Source organism: Nitrospirillum viridazoti CBAmc, from assembly GCF_000730165.1.
In the GTDB taxonomy this organism is placed as follows: domain Bacteria; phylum Pseudomonadota; class Alphaproteobacteria; order Azospirillales; family Azospirillaceae; genus Nitrospirillum; species Nitrospirillum viridazoti.
Map to the genome: position 1 here is coordinate 13668 of NZ_CP022112.1, position 16959 is coordinate 30626.

The 16959-nt window shown below is 67.3% G+C and carries 10 protein-coding genes; 5 read left to right on the forward strand and 5 right to left on the reverse strand.

Features of this window, described 5'->3' with window-relative positions; translation table 11 throughout:
* Window positions 1-249: 249 nt before the first annotated feature.
* The 3 genes from Y958_RS22085 (at window position 250) to Y958_RS22095 (ending at window position 4972) form a co-directional block, all read left to right on the forward strand.
* Window positions 250-2256 (forward strand): sensor histidine kinase, encoded by a 2007-nt coding sequence (locus Y958_RS22085; RefSeq protein WP_186291553.1) that lies wholly within the window; start codon window positions 250-252, stop codon window positions 2254-2256.
* Between the two features lie 121 nt (window positions 2257-2377).
* Entirely contained in the window at window positions 2378-2626 is a 249-nt protein-coding gene (locus tag Y958_RS22090; RefSeq protein WP_145727543.1) for an Os1348 family NHLP clan protein, read from the forward strand.
* A gap of 411 nt (window positions 2627-3037) precedes the next feature.
* Entirely contained in the window at window positions 3038-4972 is a 1935-nt protein-coding gene (locus Y958_RS22095) for a RiPP maturation radical SAM C-methyltransferase (protein WP_186291554.1), read from the forward strand.
* Between the two features lie 118 nt (window positions 4973-5090).
* Here Y958_RS22095 and pgmB read toward each other — a convergent pair whose 3' ends face one another.
* The 4 genes from pgmB to Y958_RS22115 all read right to left on the reverse strand — a co-directional run bounded on the left by pgmB (window position 5091) and on the right by Y958_RS22115 (window position 12291).
* A complete protein-coding gene (gene pgmB, locus Y958_RS22100) occupies window positions 5091-5747 on the reverse strand; it encodes a beta-phosphoglucomutase (protein WP_088874167.1) in 657 nt (218 codons plus the stop codon).
* A complete protein-coding gene (locus tag Y958_RS22105) occupies window positions 5734-8118 on the reverse strand; it encodes a glycoside hydrolase family 65 protein (RefSeq protein ID WP_088874168.1) in 2385 nt (794 codons plus the stop codon). The genes pgmB and Y958_RS22105 overlap by 14 nt, the downstream gene beginning before the upstream one ends.
* Before the next feature lie 84 nt (window positions 8119-8202).
* The gene (locus tag Y958_RS22110; RefSeq protein WP_244410983.1) at window positions 8203-9672 is read right to left on the reverse strand and encodes an MFS transporter; all 1470 of its coding nucleotides are present in this window, start codon (window positions 9670-9672) and stop codon (window positions 8203-8205) included.
* Window positions 9673-9843: 171 nt separating this feature from the next.
* Entirely contained in the window at window positions 9844-12291 is a 2448-nt protein-coding gene (locus Y958_RS22115) for a TonB-dependent receptor (RefSeq protein ID WP_186291555.1), read from the reverse strand.
* Window positions 12292-12980: 689 nt separating this feature from the next.
* On the opposite strand from Y958_RS22115, the gene Y958_RS22120 reads away from it, so the two are divergent.
* Both Y958_RS22120 and Y958_RS22125 read left to right on the forward strand, forming a co-directional pair.
* Window positions 12981-14030: a LacI family DNA-binding transcriptional regulator gene (locus tag Y958_RS22120; protein WP_211098747.1), complete on the forward strand. Its 1050-nt coding sequence runs from the start codon at window positions 12981-12983 to the stop codon at window positions 14028-14030.
* A gap of 19 nt (window positions 14031-14049) precedes the next feature.
* Entirely contained in the window at window positions 14050-14280 is a 231-nt protein-coding gene (locus Y958_RS22125) for a hypothetical protein (RefSeq protein ID WP_088874170.1), read from the forward strand.
* 19 nt (window positions 14281-14299) lie between these two features.
* Here Y958_RS22125 and Y958_RS22130 read toward each other — a convergent pair whose 3' ends face one another.
* Window positions 14300-16813 carry a PepSY domain-containing protein gene (locus tag Y958_RS22130; RefSeq protein ID WP_211098748.1) on the reverse strand — a complete coding sequence of 838 codons (2514 nt, stop codon included), beginning with the start codon at window positions 16811-16813 and terminating at the stop codon, window positions 14300-14302.
* Window positions 16814-16959: the final 146 nt, after the last annotated feature.

Here is a 16959-nt window from a genome sequence, read left to right on the forward strand (position 1 = left end):
GAGCGGCGGCATCAACATGGTGATCTCCTAAGGCAATGTGGCGACGATCGCCAGTCGTTAAATAACTCTGTGACGCAACTGGTGCGGGTGCTATGACCGTAGCTCCATGAAGGCTGTGGCAGCGGTCTCCAAAAAGCCAGGCGGGTGACAGAATTGGGAGCACTGGTGCGGGGCGATAGCGTCGATATGGGCCGGCGGGACGCCGGCGTCCTGGCACCGTTGCGACAGGGCGCGCGCATCCGGGCGACCTTGCGCATCCTTCTGCCAGTTCTGGCGGCGGGGTTCCTGATGGTCGCCCTTTTTGGAACCGGCGAACGGACCCTTTACCGCCTGACCGGCGCCATCGATCAGATCGTCGACCGGAACCTGGCCAGCAGCGTCAAGCTGTCGGATATCAATACACGGGTCCAGGCGGTGAACGCGCGTTTCAACCGGCTGCTGGCGGTCAAGTCGGCCGGGCGGCAAGCCATCGATGTGTCGATCGAATTGGGGGCGATCACGGCGCAGGTCGATCTCCTGGCCGCTGATCTGGAATCTTATCGCGACCTGTACGCCACGCCCGACCAGCGGCCGCGCGTGGACGAAATCCTCCACAACTTGGCTGATTATAAAGGTGCCGTCGCCTGGGTCGGTTCCATGCTGAGCATAGATTTCGCCAGCACGGTAAGTTTCATCGAGCCTTTTGGGGCCGTGTTCGGCCGTATGCAGGTCGATCTGAATCAGATCGTCATGGAAACCGGCAAGGACGCCCAGTCCAAGGCGGAGGAGGCGACCCGGCAAGCCGCTGAAACGGTTCGCACCTTCCTGTATTCGGCGGTGGCGGTCATGCTTGGCGTGGCGATACTGGCCTGGTTGATCGGCCGGTATCAACAGCGCCTGCGCATCAATTCCGAATTGCTGCAGCAACAGGTGGAGGCGCGTACGGCGGAACTGCGTCAGGCGAATAGCGATCTGGCTGACTCGGCGGAAATTTTACGGCAATTGGGTGATGCCGGCCGGGCGCTGACGGCCACTCTAGACTTGGCCGAAGTGCACGACGCGCTTCACCAGCATTTGGCCGATCTTATCCCGATGGATGCCTTTGGTATTGCCCGGCGGTCAGGGGATGGCCGGGAGCTGTTGTTCGATCGCTTCATCCTGCACGGCGTCCCTATTTCCATTGCCCCTCGGGCCCTGTCCGTTATCAACGAACCAGCCGCCCGGGCCCTTAACCAGGAGAAGGAGGTCCTGATCCAGGGGGAGGAGGCGCAGCGATGGGCGGCGGCCATTAGCCCCGGTGGATTGGATGGTGGGCCGATCCAGGCCGCCATATGGTGCCCGCTGGTGGTCTCCGGCCGCGTGCTGGGGCTCATCACCGCCCAAAGCAGGGACATCGATGCCTATGGCCAGCGGACCGCCGAGGTTCTGCGGTCAGCATGCGCCTATGCAGCCATCGCCATCGCCAATGCATGTTCCTATAATGAATTGGAAGCGACGCTGGCGGAGTTGCGGGCGACTCAGGACAAGCTCGTCCAACAGGAGAAGATGGCGTCACTCGGCCGCTTGGTCGCCGGCGTGGCGCATGAGATCAACACGCCCTTGGGCATCGTATTGACGGCTGCGGGAAGTCTGCATGGCGGGGTCGCGGATCTAAAAGCCGCGATGGGCCAGGGCAGGCTGACGCGTGCCGCCCTTGAGCAAGGTATTGCCGAATGGAGCGACTTGGCGATGGTCGTGGAACGCAATGCCGTCCGCACCGCGACCTTGGTCAAAAGTTTTTCCGCCGTTGCCGTTGCCGAGGGCGACGGCCGTATCCTGGATACCGATCTGTCCATTTTGCTGACGGATGTGGTCGCTCTTTTCCGGCCCGCTTTCGACAGGGGCGGTATTCGTCTGACTCTTGAAATAGAAGATGGGCTGTGCATACGCACGGTGCCGGAGCTGCTGACGGATGCTTTGACGCGCATTCTGGCGAATACCGTTGACCATGCCTTTTCAGCCCGGCAGGGCGGCGAGGTTACGGTTTCCGTGGTGATGGATACTTTTGGCAGTGTGGTCTTGACGGTCGTAGACAATGGCCGTGGCATTCCCGCCGACGTGCTTGCTCATGTATTTGAACCCTTTTTTACGACGGCTCGTGGCAGCGGCCACCCGGGATTGGGGCTGCACGTCGCCTTCAACCAGGTGACGCAGCGGCTAAAAGGCAGATTGGTGGTGGCGAGCGAAGCGGAGGGTGGAACCCACGTGACGATTCAAATACCGCCACTAACAGCATAAGAAATCCTCCTCCTATGAGGGCGCTGTGCTTATGTTTGACACCCATTAAGGACTATGTCGCCCACGATATATAGTATAAGATGCATAATAATTTGCCTTATGCGTGAAAGATGAGGGGAAAATGACACAATTTTTGCGTGAAATGTCTCCCGAGGATGTACAGAAGGTCCTGGGACGGGCGCTGTTGGAGCCCGGTTTCCGTAAGCAGTTCCTGGCTGACATCCCGGGGACGCTTGCCACGCTTGGCTTCAAGGCCTCGCCCGAAGCCCTAGCTTTCTTCGCCAAGCTGGGAAACCAGCCTTTCAGCGATGCCGCCAGCGATATCGAGGGCTTCTTCGCGGCCAATCCGCTGCCCAATTCCTGGTTCTGACAGTCCTACAGATAAGTGCCCGCTCTAAGCGGCGGGCGCAATCTTCAACATATTAGCATGATTGGCGTTAGTCATTCAGATGAATCCGCCTGTGGTTTTGGCTTTCGCGTGCTCTTAGCGGGTGAACCAAAAGATCGGGAGATACTTCTATGCCGCAAATCGTTGCTGATCATGTTAAGTCAAGTCTGGCAGACTTGGGTTTTTCCGCTTCCGAGGCGAGCGAAGCTTTCCTCCGAGCTTTTAGAGAGCGCGACCTTCAAGATGAGGAAGCGCCGCCCGCTGCGAACCTTCCGATTCCCAGTGTCTGGTACTGATTTGATCATGGGCGACGCGCCCTAGTGAGGAAACTCAATAGGACGCATCGCTTGGTTTAAGAGATTTCAGGGCGCGCGCATGGCCGATGGATCGGGAATGATGAAGGCCGGTGACGGCCGCACCCTGCTGGTGGCCATGCCCGTCGCCGCCCTGCATTATCCCGTCATCGGTCTGTCCCTGCTGAAGGGCGCGCTGGCCCGCCAGGGCTTGGCGGCGGATATCCGCCACTTCTACCTGGACTTCGCCGACTATATCGGCTTCGACGCCTATGCCGCGGTGGAGGACAGCCGTTATTTCCTGGCCATGGTGGGGGACTGGGTGTTCGCCGGTGCCGCTCATGGTGCGCCAGAGAGGGAGCCTTTCACCTTCCTGAATGGCCTGATGACGGGGGAATATGGCCGCTATTTCGGGCCGCAACGCCTGATGGGCATCCTGGCCGCCCGCAACAAGGCGGAGGGCTTCATCGAGCATTGTTTCGGCCTGGTCGACTGGTCGCGCTATGCCGTCGTGGGCTTCTCCACCTCCTTCCAGCAGACCATGGCCTCGCTGGCGCTGGCGCGGCGCATCAAGGCGGCGCACCCCCACATCCTGATCGTCTTCGGCGGCGCCAATTGCAGCGACGAGATGGGGGTGGAGCTGCACCGCCGCTATCCGTTCATCGACGTGGTCGTGGGGGGCGAGGCGGAGGAGGTGCTGCCCGAGCTGGTGCGTCGCCACGCGGCGGGGCTGGATCTGGCCGGCTTGCCGGGCAGCACCATCCGCGCCGCCGACGGGACGACCCTTCCGGCCACCGTGCCCGCGGGCATGATCACCGACATGGATAGCCTGCCGCCCCTGGACTATGCTGATTTCTATGCTGACCGGGCGCGCCTGCCGGCGGTGGCTGAGCGTTTCCCGGCCTTTCCCCTGTTCGAAAGCGCCCGGGGCTGCTGGTGGGGGCAGAAACACCATTGCACCTTCTGCGGGCTGAACGGCCTGGGCATGGCCTACCGCAGCAAGAGCCAGGATCGCGCCTTTACCGAGCTGACGGACGTGGCCGACCGCTTCGGGCGTGAGATCATGGTGGTCGACAACATCCTGGACAGCCGCTACTTCGGCGACTTCCTGCCCCGCCTGGCGGCGCTGGACCGGCCGCTGCTGCTGCATTACGAGGTCAAGGCCAACCTGCGCGCGGGCCAGCTGGCCCTGCTGGGGCAGGCCGGGGTGCGCAAGATCCAACCGGGCGTGGAATCGCTCAGCACCCCGGTGCTGGCCCTGATGCGCAAGGGAACCACCCTGTTGCGCAACGTCCAGACCCTGCGCCTGGCGGCAGAGGCGGGCGTGCTGGTGGACTGGTCCCACCTCTATGGCTTCCCGGGGGAGACGGCGGCCCATTACCACGCCGCGGCGGCGGTGGTGCCCAAGATCACCCACCTGCATCCGCCCGGCGGCCTCCACCGGGTGCGCGCCGACCGTTTCAGTCCTTACTTCAACACGCCGGCGGCCTTCGGCGTCACCATCCGTCCCGTGCCCGGCTACAGCCACATATTCCCCCACGACGAGGATGGCACCGCGCGCCTAGCCTATCACTTTGACATGACGCCCGAGCGGCCGGACGAGGATTTGGCGGCTGGTCATGCCGCCCTGGCCGCTCAGCTGGACCTATGGCGCCGGGGCGACGCGACGTTGACCCTGACGCCGGCCAATGACGGCACGGCGGTGGTGGAGGATGGCCGGGGTGCCACCCCCCGGCGACACGCGCTGACTGCCGTCGCCGCGGCGGTGCTGGATGCCTGCGCCGAAATCCAGGGTGCCGGCCCGCTGCTGAAGACCTTGGCACCCCGCTTTGGCGAGGCCGCCGTCACCGCGGCGGTGGCGGAGCTGGAGGCGCTGGCCCTGCTGCTGCGCGAGGGCGATGAACTGTTGGCCCTGCCGTTGCGCCAGCCGGGCTTCGACCGCGCCCCCCGGCATGAGGAGATCCGCACCTCTTGGGGGCGTTCCTACTTCCATCATGCCCAGGCGGCGGCGCGGATGCCGGAACCGGTCGTCTGACCTTTACCCAAAAGCTTGGTGGCGGCGCCGTCCGTGCCGGGTTGGGAGGGACCTGCGGGGACGGATATCCTTACGCCTCGGGGGAAATGCCCCCGAGGCGTAAGGATGGGTCGGCACGTTACAGGAAATCGCCGATGTGAAACTGCTCGGTCGTGGGCACGACATAGTCGGCCCTGGTCAGCACGGTGGGATCGCCGATGCCAACGGCCACCATGCCGGCGTCCTTGATGCTGATGATGCCGGCCACAGAATCCTCAATACCCAGGCAGCGTTCCGGTACGGCGCCCACCAGGCGTGCCGCTTCCAGGAACAGGTCGGGCGCCGGCTTCGGCGCCTTGACCGCCGCCGGGTCGGCGATGGCGTCGATCAGCGGTGCGATGCCCAGCTGCTGCAGCAGGGGCGGGGCGTTGCGGCTGGCCGAGGCCAGGGCGATCTTCAGCCCAGCGGCCCGCACCTCCTCCAGCACCCGGCGGGCGCCGGGCAACAGGTCGTCGGGCGTCTGCTCGGCGATGGCGGCGGTGTAATAGCCGTTCTTGCGCTCGGCCAGCACCCGCTTTTCCTCCGCCGTGCGCGTCACGCTCCCCTCTGGCCCGCCATGGGCCAGGATCAGCTCCAGCGACCCCATGCGGTCCACGCCCTTCAGCTTCTCCTCGAAGGCTGGTTCGAGGTGGATGCCCAGCTCTTCCGCCAGGCGGCGCCAGGCGGCGAAATGGATGTGGGCGGTGTCGGCCAGCACCCCATCCAGGTCGAACAGCACGGCATCAAAGCGCGGCATGGCGGGTGCCCTCCATCACCTCTTCCGGGGCCGTTGGCGTCAGGTGCACGACCTGACCGTGATGGCTCAGCGCCAGGCCGGGGCCGGCCAGCAGGCGATAGGTGGTTGCGGCGTCGCAACCGACGGCCACTTCCACCCGGTTGCCCTGGAACTCCAGGCGGAAGCGGTACCCGGTCCAGCCCGGGGGCAGGGTGGGGGCGAAGCGCAGGGTGCCGCCCAGGGCGTGCAGCCCCGCGAACCCCTGGGCCAGGGCCATCCAGCTGCCGGCCATGGCGGCCATGTGCAGGCCATGGCCCGTGTTGTGGTGCAAATCGTCCAGGTCGACCAGGGCGGTGTCATTGAAATAAGCCAGCGCCTTGTCCATCTGGCCCAGGCGCGCCGCCAGCAGGGCGAACACGCCGGCCGACAGGGTGCTGTCATGCACCGTCACCGACTCATAGAAGGCGAAAGACCGGCGTACGGCCTCCGGCTCGAACCGGTGGGGCAGCAGGCAGAAGGCCAGTACCGCGTCCGCCTGCTTGCACACCTGGTGGCGGTACAGCACCAGGGGATGATAGTGCATCAACAGGGGATGATGGTCGGCGGGCGTGCCGGCGAAATCCCAGGGCTTCTTGTCCAGGAAGCTGTCGTCCTGCGGGTAAATGCCGCTGGCCTCGTCATGGGGCAGATACATGGCCTCCGCCGCCTGGCGCCAGCCCTCTGGCTCCTCCGCGCCCAGGCCGATGGCGGCGGCGATGCGCGCCAGGGCCTCCGGCTTCTCCCGGCCCAGGCGGGCCGCCACCTCGGCCGCATACTCCAGGTGCGCCTGGGCCATGGCGTTGGTGTAGAGGTTGTTGTCCACCATGGCCGTGTATTCATCCGGCCCGGTCACTTCGTGGATGCAGAAGCGGCCCCCGCGGCGCGGGTTGTAATGCCCCATGTCCAGCCACAGGCGGGCCGTCTCGAACAGGATTTCGGCGCCGTGGCGCACCAGGAAATCGTCGTCGCCACTGGCGTCCATGTATTGGCGCACGGCGTGGGCGATGTCGGCGTTGATGTGGTATTGCGCCGAGCCTGCAGGGAAATAGGCGGAGCATTCGGCGCCGCCGATGGTGCGCCAGGGATACAGGGCGCCCTTGCGGTGACCCATGGCGCGCGCATGGGCACGGGCGCCGTCCAGAGTGCGGTGCCGGTATTCCAGGATGGCACGGGCCACGGCCGGCCGGGTGTAGACTAGCACCGGCAGGGCGAAGATCTCGGCGTCCCAGAAATAATGGCCCTCATAGCCTTCGCCGCTCTGCCCCTTGGCGCCGACAGAGGTCAGGCCATCCCGCCCCGCCCCCTGCAGCAGCTGGAACAGGTTGAAACGCACGGCGCGCTCCAGCTCCGGCGCGCCCTCTATGGCGAGGTCGGACGACAGCCAGAAATCCTGCAGCGCCTGGGTGCGCGCCTGGCGCAGCGCGGGCAGGCCGATGGCGGTAGCTTGGGCCAGGGCGGCCAGGGCGGCGCGGGCCAGCGCCTCGTCATCGGCGGGGGTGCCGTCCACGCCCTTGTCGGCGGCATAGGCCACGCCCTTCACCAGGGTCAGCACGGTTCCGGGCGTGAGGGTCGTGCGTACGGTGTGGCTGACGATGCCCTGGTCGCGGATGCTGGCCGTCAGGATGGGGGCGTCGCTGGTGACGGTCACGCTGTGGCTCATGGCCACGGCCACGCCCTGGCGGCTGCGGCCGGTGCGCAGCACCATGCCGTCGCTGCCGTCCTCCTCGATCCAGCGGCGGAAGGCCAGGGCCGCCAGCTGCGGGCCCACGCGGGGGTCGTGCACGCCGCCCTCGTCCGCCGAGGGCGGCTGGTGCGGGGCCAGGCACGAATCCACCACCACCTCGGCGGTGAAGTCTTCCGCCGTCACCTGGTACTGAATGACCACGGGGCCGGGGTGGTCCTCCACCACCAGGCGCTCGGTCGCCAGCTGCAAGGTGCGGCCGGCGGGCGAACGCCAGCGCAGCGCCCGATGCAGCACGCCGGTACGCAGGTCCAGCCAGCGGTGATGCTCCAGCACGGTGCCGGTGGACAGATCCAGCGGTTCGCCCTCCACGGTCAGGCCGATCAGGGTGCCGTCCGGCACCGGGATGCGGGTGTCGCTGGCCTCGGCGAAGCCCGGCGCCTTCTCGTGATAGGTGATGGGCGTGATCTCATAGACGCCGTTCAGATGCACGACGGGCGCGGTGGAGCGTGCATCCTCCTCCACGCCACCGCGCACGCCGATGAAGCCGTTGCCGAGCGTGAACAGGGATTCGGTGCATTTCAGCGCCGCCGGGCTGTCGCCCTGGGCGATGACCACCCAGGGATCGGTGGCGGGCGGGATGGCGGGGAAGGGGGGGAGCGAGGCTGTCACGGGCGATCCACGTGGTTTCGATCTGCAGGTGGCCTAGGGGGTAACCCGGGCAAGGGGGCCTGGGTTCCCTCAGGCAGGAATGGTTCAGCTGTGCGGGGTGGAGGACAGCGGGGCGGCCACGTCTTCCAGCGACCGGCCCTCCGCCTTCACGCCCAGCACCAGTTCGGCGATGGCGGCGGCGATCATCAGGCCGGCCCCCAGGACGTAGCCCCACAGCACGTTGGTGCGAGAGCCGGTGTCGATCAGGGCGCCGAACACCAGCGGGCCGCAGACCCCGCCCAGGCCGGTGCCGAAGGCGAAGAACAGCGAGATGGCGACGGCGCGGATCTCCAGCGGGAAGCATTCGCTGACCGTCAGGTAGGCGGAGCTGGCGGCGGCGGAGGCGAAGAAGAAGATGACGCTCCACGCCAGGGTGATGGTGGTGGCGGTCAGCAGGCCCTGCTGGAACAGGATGCCGGTGCCGATCAGCAGCACGCCCGACAGGGCGTAGGTGCCGGCGATCATGGGCACACGGCCGATGGTGTCGAAGAAGCGGCCGATGATCAGGGGGCCCAGGAAGTTGCCGGCCGCGAAGGGCAGGATGTACCAGCCCACGGAACTGGACGGCACATCGAAGAACGAGGTCAGGACCAGGGCCTCGGTGAAGAAGATGGCGTTGTAGAAGAAGGCCTGGGCCGTCATCAGCGACAGGCCCAGCACCGTGCGTCGGCCGTAATCGCGCAGCAGCGACCGGGCCACGGCGGCGGTCGATACCGTCCGCAGCTCACGCAGGCGCACCGGCGGGCCGGCGGGGGGCAGGGTCAGGCCCTGGGCCTGGATGCCGGCCTCGATGCGGGCGACGATGGCCTCACCCTCCGGCACGCGGCCATGGGTCATCAGCCAGCGGGGACTTTCCGGGATGGCCCGGCGCAGCAGCAGGATGAACAGGCCCAGCACGGCGCCGGTGAAGAAGCTGGCGCGCCAGCCCATGTCCGGCCCCAGCAGGCCCGGATCCAGCAGGACGACGGCGCCGATGGCGCCCAGGGCGGCACCCAGCCAGTAGCTGCCGTTGATGACCAGGGTAACCCAGCCGCGCGCGCGGGCGGGGATCAGTTCCTGGATGGTGGAATTGATGGCCACATATTCGCCGCCGATGCCGGCCCCGGTGATGAAGCGGAACAGCAGCAGGCTGGTGAAATCCCAGCTGAAGGCGGTGGCGGCGGTGGCGGTCAGGTAGACCAGCAGGGTGATGCTGAACAGCTTCTTGCGGCCCAGCCTGTCGGTCAGCCAGCCGAAGAACAGGCCGCCCAGCACGCAGCCGATGAGATAGGCGCTGCTGGCGGCCGAAACCTGGGCGTTGTTCAGCGCCAGCGACGGGCTTTCCTTCATGGCGCCGGCGACGGCGCCGGCCAGCGTGACCTCCAGCCCGTCCAGCACCCAGGTGATGCCGAGGGCGGCCACCACCAGGCTGTGGAACCGCCCCCAGGGCAGGCGGTCCAGCCGGGCCGGGATGTCGGTTTCCGTCAACGCGGGCGGGCCGGGGGGCGCTGAGGTGAGGGAGGCGGCGCTGGACACGGGATGGTCACCTTCACTGTAGGCCGAAGGAAAAGGAGCCGAGTGGAAAAGGAGGATGGGCGGGCAAAGATCGGGGCAATGCCCGCCCATCCCCAGAGGCCGTCTTCGGGGCGACGGCCCCATACCGGAAGGGTGCCGCCCTGCGGACGGCGCCCCCTAATCAGCCGGCGGTCAGAACTTGGCCGCGGCACTCAGGTGGATGGACCGGCCGAACAGCGGGCGGCCCAGGAAGACGCCGCTGCTGCTGGTGCCGGACCCGACCACGCGGGCGTTGCCCTCGGTGATGCCCAGCTCGTCCGTCAGGTTGGTGCCGGTCAGCTGGACGGTGTAGCGGTCGAACTCGGCCGAGACGCCCAGGTCCAGGGTGTCGTAGGCCGGCAGCGGCTGCTGGTTGTTCGGGTCGCCGTAGCGGTCGCCCACATGGGTGTAGGTGCCGAACAGGCGCAGGCTGGCCCAATCCAGCGGGATCTCGTACGACGGCGCGATGGAGAACTGGAACTTGGGCTGGCGCAGCACCTGGTCGCCGTTGAAGGTGGGGTTGTCCTGGTACTTGGCATCCAGATAGGTGCCGCGGAAGCTGACCGTCAGGTTGGTGACGGGCCGCACCGCCAGTTCAAACTCCGCACCCCAGGCTTCCGATCCATAGATTTCGTTGATCAGGCTGCCGCTGCCGTCGGGGTTCACCACCTCGGCCTGGTACAAGAGGCCGGAGAAGGTGTTGTGGAAGCCGGTGACATAGGCGCTGTAGTAGTGCGACGACGTCTTCAGGCCCACTTCCTGCTGCCGGATGTTGACCATCTGGTAGTCGCCGCCGCGCAGGGCGTCGAACTGCGGGAACTCGTGGCCGCTGTTGACGCGGGCGTACACGCTGAGGTCGTCGGTCAGGTAGTAGTTGGCGCCGACGGTCCACGACGGCTCCGTCCGGTGGGAACTGACGCCGTAGTAGGTGCCGTTGGTGTAGCTGGCGGCGTTGTCGTACAGCGTCAGCGGGTTGTTATCCAGGTCGCCGGTGCTGTCGTTGCTGATGGTGCCGTTGATGCTCTGATGTTCCATGCGGAAACCGGCGTCCAGGCGCAGGTCCGGCGTGATCTTCCATTCGTCGGAGATGAAGCCCGCCACGGCGGTGCCGTCGTAGCTGGCGTCCAGCGCGTAGAAGGAACCGGAGGTCAGGCCGCCGCGCGAGGCCTTGGCGCCGTTGTTCAGCACCACGTCCACCGCCTGCGGGTGGTTCTGCATGGTCAGCAGGTAGTTGTTGCCCAGGTACCACTGGTCCTTGGACGAATACTGGGCGAAGTAGGCGCCTACCGTCAGGGTATTGCCGGGGAACAGCTCATGGCTGAGGCGGGCGTCATCGGTGAAGGACTGGATGCGCTTGTCCACCGACCACATGCCCACGGCGATGACCTGCTGGTTCATGTTGGTCAGGGCGGCGCCCGAACCGACGATCTTGGCCGAGCCACCGGTGGCGATGCCGCCGGCCGCCGCCACCACGGCGGCGTTGGCGTTGGCCGAGGTCACGGTGTCGCTGATGAACTGGCCCAGCGTCTCGGGGTTCGAGCCCGTGAATTCCGACTGGGTGAAGGCCCGGCCGGTGACGAAGTTCATCTTGTTGCTGAGCTGCCAGCCCTTCAGGTCCAAATCCAGGGTGTTGCCCAGGGTGGTCAGCTGAATGCCGCGGCCGTCGCCGATGTCCACGTTCTTGGACTGGCCGGGGCCCGTCTCGATGGTGACGTTGCGGACGTCGTTGCTGTACAGGCTGAAGGTGCCCGGATCGGTGCCGGGGAAGGCCGAGATGTTCTTGCCGCCGTTGCTGCTGACCAGCGGAATGGCGGTGTAGAAGGCGTTCTTGTCGTCCGTGCGGCGGCCGTAGAACGTGAACTCGCCATTCTCGAACTTCTTGGTGATGTTGGCCACCACCTGGCCGCCGTCGTCGGCGGGGAACTGGGTGCTGCGGATGCCCTCATTGTAGCGGTAGAAGCCGCCGACCATGAAGTTCAGGTCCTTGGTGATGGGGCCGCCGTAATAGGTGTCGACGCGGTACAGGCCTTCGTCACCCACGGTCAGGCGGATGCTGCCCTCGGGGGTGTCCGTGCCCTTGCGCTGGATGAAGTTCACCGTGGCGCCCGGCTGGGCGTTGGAGAAGACGGTGGCCGGGCCGCCGCGCAGCACCTCCACCCGCTCCACCGTGTCGTCCAGGCGGATGAGGGTGGAGTTGTCCATGAAGGACAGGGTGGGTGCTGGGTAGATAGGCGAGCCATCGATCTGCATGGTGATGAAGGGCGCGTCGCCGCCGCCCGGGAAACCACGCACGTCGATGTTGGGGCCGGCCGTGCCGCTGGTGGATTCCACCCACAGGCCCGGTGTCAGCTTCAGCAGGTCGGCGGTGCCGTTGGGCTGCTGGGCGACGATGTCCTCGGCCTTGATGGTGCTGATGGCGAAGCTGGCGTCCAGCTTCTTCATGCCGTCGCTGCGCGCGGTACCGGTGACGATGATTTCCTGCAGTTCGTCGACGGCGCCGGCGGCCTGCGGCGCCGGTGCGGTGTTCGTGGCCGTGGTGGTCGCTGTTTGCGCCAAGCCCACGGCCGGCATCAGCAGGGCGGCCAACGCGACGCCGCCCAACAACGCACCTATCCTGTGAGGATGTGACATTCTTCCCTCCCCTTATGTCTTGGTGGTGATCGTGACTTGGACTGGCTCGCCCCGTCGCGCCCTGACCCAAGGCTTCTTATCGGGATGGCACGCCCTGGTTGGGTCGCCTACCACCCCTGCTTGAATGGGGCCATCGATAACATCGAATGACATCGATAACAAGACATCGATGTCATTTGGGAGTCACGAGGCCGGGGAGCGATGCAATGGCGCAACACCAGGGGCATAAACGGGACAAACATTGCTGCGCCTGCACTTCGCGGATGCAGCATAATTCCTGGATATGCGGCGGTTCCTTTAAACCCTTGGCGTATCAGTATCGGCGCTTTCCCCCGTGTGGGGTAAGGCATGCCGCCACTATTGTTATCGATGTCATTCAATGCTAGGGCTGGGCTGCGGAACAGGCGTGGACGCCGGCTGAGAATGGGCGCCGGTCCATCCTGCGGAAAGAGGGGGGATAGGGGATTGGGCCGGGTGGAACGTCTATCCGCATATGGGACTGGATGGCGACTCGGTGACGTCGCCGGGCAGGGCCAGCCCGCGCTTGGCAAGGCCTCGTCTGGCAAGCACAGTGGGTTTATGAAACAGTCATCACCTGGAATGTCCGTTTATGGGGATGTTCCTCTTTCCCGGCTTCCTTTCTCGTTTCGGACCCGCTGATGAGCCCGCGCCCCGCCAAGTCCAGCCGCCCGGCGGCCTCGTCCGTGATGGCGGACGCCGTCCCCGGTGACGCCGCGCGCCTGACCATGGCCGACCTGGCGGAACGGGCGCAGGTGTCCATCATCACCGTGTCCCGCGCCCTGCGCGACAGCCCATCCGTGCGTGAGGACACGCGCCGCCGCATCCAGGACCTGGCGCGGGAAATGGGCTATCGCTTCAACGCCACGGCGCGGAACCTGCGCCTGCAGCGCAGCCACACCATCGCCGTGGTGGTGGACATGAAACCCACGCCGGAACGGCCCATGTCCGGCCCCTTTCCCTTGGATTTGCTGGGCGGCATCTGCCAGGAACTGACCACGGCCGGTTACAACGTGCTGTTGACCACAGGGCAGTCGCAGCCGGCCGCCGCCGTGCAGGCGGCCGACGGCGCCATCCTGCTGGGTCAGGGCGCCGACGACACGGCCGTGCGCCAGCTGCTGCCCATGGGCGTGCCGCTGGTGGTGTGGGGCGCCCCCCAGCCGGGCGTGGACCCCGTCTTCGTGGGCAGCGACAACCACCAGGGTGGGGCGCTGGCCGCCGCCCGCCTGATCGAGACCGGCCGCCGCCGCCTGGTCTTCCTGGGCGACACCCGCCACCGTGAGAACGCGGAGCGCCTGCACGGCTTCGCCGAAACCCTGGCGTCGGCCGGGGCGGTACTGGTGGCGCTGGTGCCTTGCGACTTCACCTTCAACGCCGGCGTGGCGGCGGTGCGGGGCCTGCTGGCCGACACGTCAGTTGGATTCGACGGCATCTTTGCCTGCAGCGACGCCATCGCGCTGGGCGCCATGCGCGCCCTGACGGAGGCGAAGCTGACCGTGCCGGACGACGTCTCCGTCATCGGCTACGACGACACCCCCATGGCCGCCTTCCACACGCCGGCCCTGACCTCGGTGCACCAGAACTGGACCGAGGGCGGGGTACGGCTGGCGCAAAGCGTGCTGGCGCTCATCAATGGCGAGCACCCGGACTCGCTCATTCTTCCCACCCGCCTAGTGGTGAGGGCAACATAACCCCAGGGTTTGATGGGCGATGAGAAAGCTGCGGGGTGTCCTTTGCATCGTGGTCGGACTGCTGCCGCTGGCCATCGTTCTGTCGGCCTATCTGTGGACCGCGCAGATGTTCGCGATCGGCCTCGCCCCCGGTTACAAGGAACGCATCATCGCCTTTGGCATTCTGCTGATTGTTCTGGGGCTCGCCAGTGTGGGATGGGGTATCCACCTGCTGGTTCGCCCGGCGCGCCAGAGGCGAAACTCCACCTGATCTGGCGGGCCGGCCAGTCTCAATACACATCCCGGCGATAGCGCCCTTCGGCCGTCAGGGTGTCCAGGCGGTCGCGGCCCAGGATGGCCTCCAGCGCGCCGTCCACACCCGGGGCCATGCCCTCCAGGCTGCCGCAGACGTACAGCACGGCGCCCCGGTCCACCCAGGCCCGCACCTCGTCCGCTTGGGCTGCCAGGCGATCTTGGACATAGCCCTGGCCGTCGCGGGAATAGACCAGGTCCGCGCGCGCTAGCGTGCCGTCCGCCTGCCAGGCAGCGATCTCCTCGGCATGCCAGGCGTCGGTGGCGGCATGTCGCTCCCCGAACAGCAGCCAGGCGTCGCCCTGGCGCTGCGCCTGGCGGTGCTTGAGGTGGCCGCGCAGGCCGGCCAAGCCGGTGCCGGTGCCGATCAGGATCATGGGCACCGCCGCCGCCGGGGCGTGGAAGCCGGGGTTGGGCCGCAGGCGCATCCGCACCTCTTCCCCCACCGCGACACCGGCAGTCAGCCAGCCGGAGCCCAGGCCCAAGGTGCCGTCGGGCCGCGTCTGCTGGCGCACCAGCAGGTCCAGGCGGCCGGAGGACGGCAGGCTGGCGATGGAATAGTCGCGGTGATGAGCGCTGGCGTCGTTGCCAGGCAGGATCTGGGCGATGTCGCCGGCCGCCCAAAGGGGCTGGGGCTGGTCCAGGGGCTCCAGCGACAGGTGGTAGGCGGGACCGCCCGGGCTGCCGGGATTCAGCAGCCGGCGTTCCACCAGGCGCCAGCGGCCATAGGCCTCGGGCGCCCAGTCGGGCGCGGTGCCGGCCCCGATGCTCCGCAGCTGCTCCTGCCACTGGTGCAGCGCCTGGGCGTCGTTGTCGTCCACCAGCACAGGCTCGAACAGGCGGGTGGCGCCGCTGTCGCCCAGCCAGCGGTCCAACGCGCGGCCGAAGCCGCAGAAGGTCTCATACTGCCGGTCACCCAGGGCCAGCACGGCGAACGCCACCCCGCCCAGGTCGGCGGGGCTGCCCATGCGCTTCCTGGCGAAGGCGCGGGCGTCGTCCGGCGGCTCCCCCTCGCCATAGGTGCTGGCCACCACCAGCAGGCGGCCGCGCAGGGTCTTCGGATCCAGCTTGGCCAGCGGCAGCACCTCGGGCGCCAGCCCGCCGTCGCGCAGCGCGCCGGCGGTGCGCCAGGCCAGCTGCTCCGCCGTGCCCGTCTGGCTGGCGTAGGCGATGGTCAGGGTGGCGCTGGCGGCGGTGGGCGGGATGGCGGTGGTGGCCGCATTCTGGGCGCCGCCCCGGGCTAGGCGCACCGCCTTCTTCTTGCGCCGGCGGTCCAGGTACATCAGCAGGCCGGTGATGGTGAACAGGGGCATGGCCCCGGCCGCCGCCATGAACACCACCGCACCCCCGGTGCCGAAATAGGTGCCCCGGTGCACGGTCAACACCCCGGCCAGCAGCTGGGCGCCCAGCTTCTTGTCCGCGTAATGGCTCTCGGACTTCACCTGGCCCGTGGCGGTATCCAGCACCATCTCGTCATAGGCCTGGTCCGCCGGCGCGCCCAGGGGGCGATAGCGCACGCGGGTGGGGCCGTCCGGCTTCCCCGGTGGGGTCAGCAGCGCCATGGCGTAATGGTCGCCCTCGCGCGCCAGGAAGGCGGCCCAGGCGGCATCGACGGAGATGGGGCCGGCCTCGCCCTTGCCCCGCTCCCGGCCGCCCTTCTCGCCCTTCGGGCCTTCCTCACGCGCCGGCAGCGGCTGGCCGGTCAATAGCTGGACGGCCGCGTCGCGGTACCAGTCGTAGGACCACCACAGCCCGGTCAGGCCGATGACCAGATAGACCAGCAGCACCCAAGTGCCGATGACGGCGTGCAAGGACCACAGGAAGGCGCGGCCCTTGGCCCCCGTGTCCAGCGCCAGCCAAGCGCGCCAGTCCAGCGGCCGGCGGGGCCAGCGCAGATACAGGCCCGAGAGGCAGAAGAACAGCAGGGCCATGACGGCGGCGCCGGTGATCTGCCGGCCCAGTCCGTCGCCGTTGCCGGGCAGGGCCAGCCAGCGGTGCAGCCGGCGGACGAAGGCGAAGAACTCCTCCCCCGTCGCGCGGCCCAGCACCGTGCCGTCATAGGGGTCGACATAGGCGCGTTCCCCCCGGTTGCCGCCCATGCCGCCGGCAAACAGCACGCGCGCCGCCTCATCCTTGCGGGCGGACAGGAACACCCCTTCCACCCGCGTGTCGGGCCGCTGCTCCCGCACCCGGGCCAGCAGCGCGTCGGGCGTCAGCACCGGCGCCTCGCGCGGCGCCACCGTGATCACGCCGGGGCTCAGCGCCCGCATGATCTGGTCCTCGAAGCTCATGGTGGCGCCGGTGATGCCCATTAGCGCCAGCACGAAGCCCAGCGTGATGCCCAGCAGCCAGTGCAGTTGATAGACCACCCACCGCCCCGTGATGCCGCCCGCCGGGCCCCTCACCGGCAACCGGCGCGCTTTACCGGGCGCACGAATGCTCTGGCTGGCCACGGCGTCGCCGCCGGCCTGGTCTCTGGTCACACTGGTCACTGTCACGTCCCCCGGGTGGCGTCCCACCGCCCGATATTGCAAATCACTCGCAACTCTTATAACGGGCGGATGGGACGTTGGGAAGGGGCGTTGGTCGGGGGGGTGTGTAAGGTTCTGATGGCGTTAGCGGCGGCCTTGGCACGGCG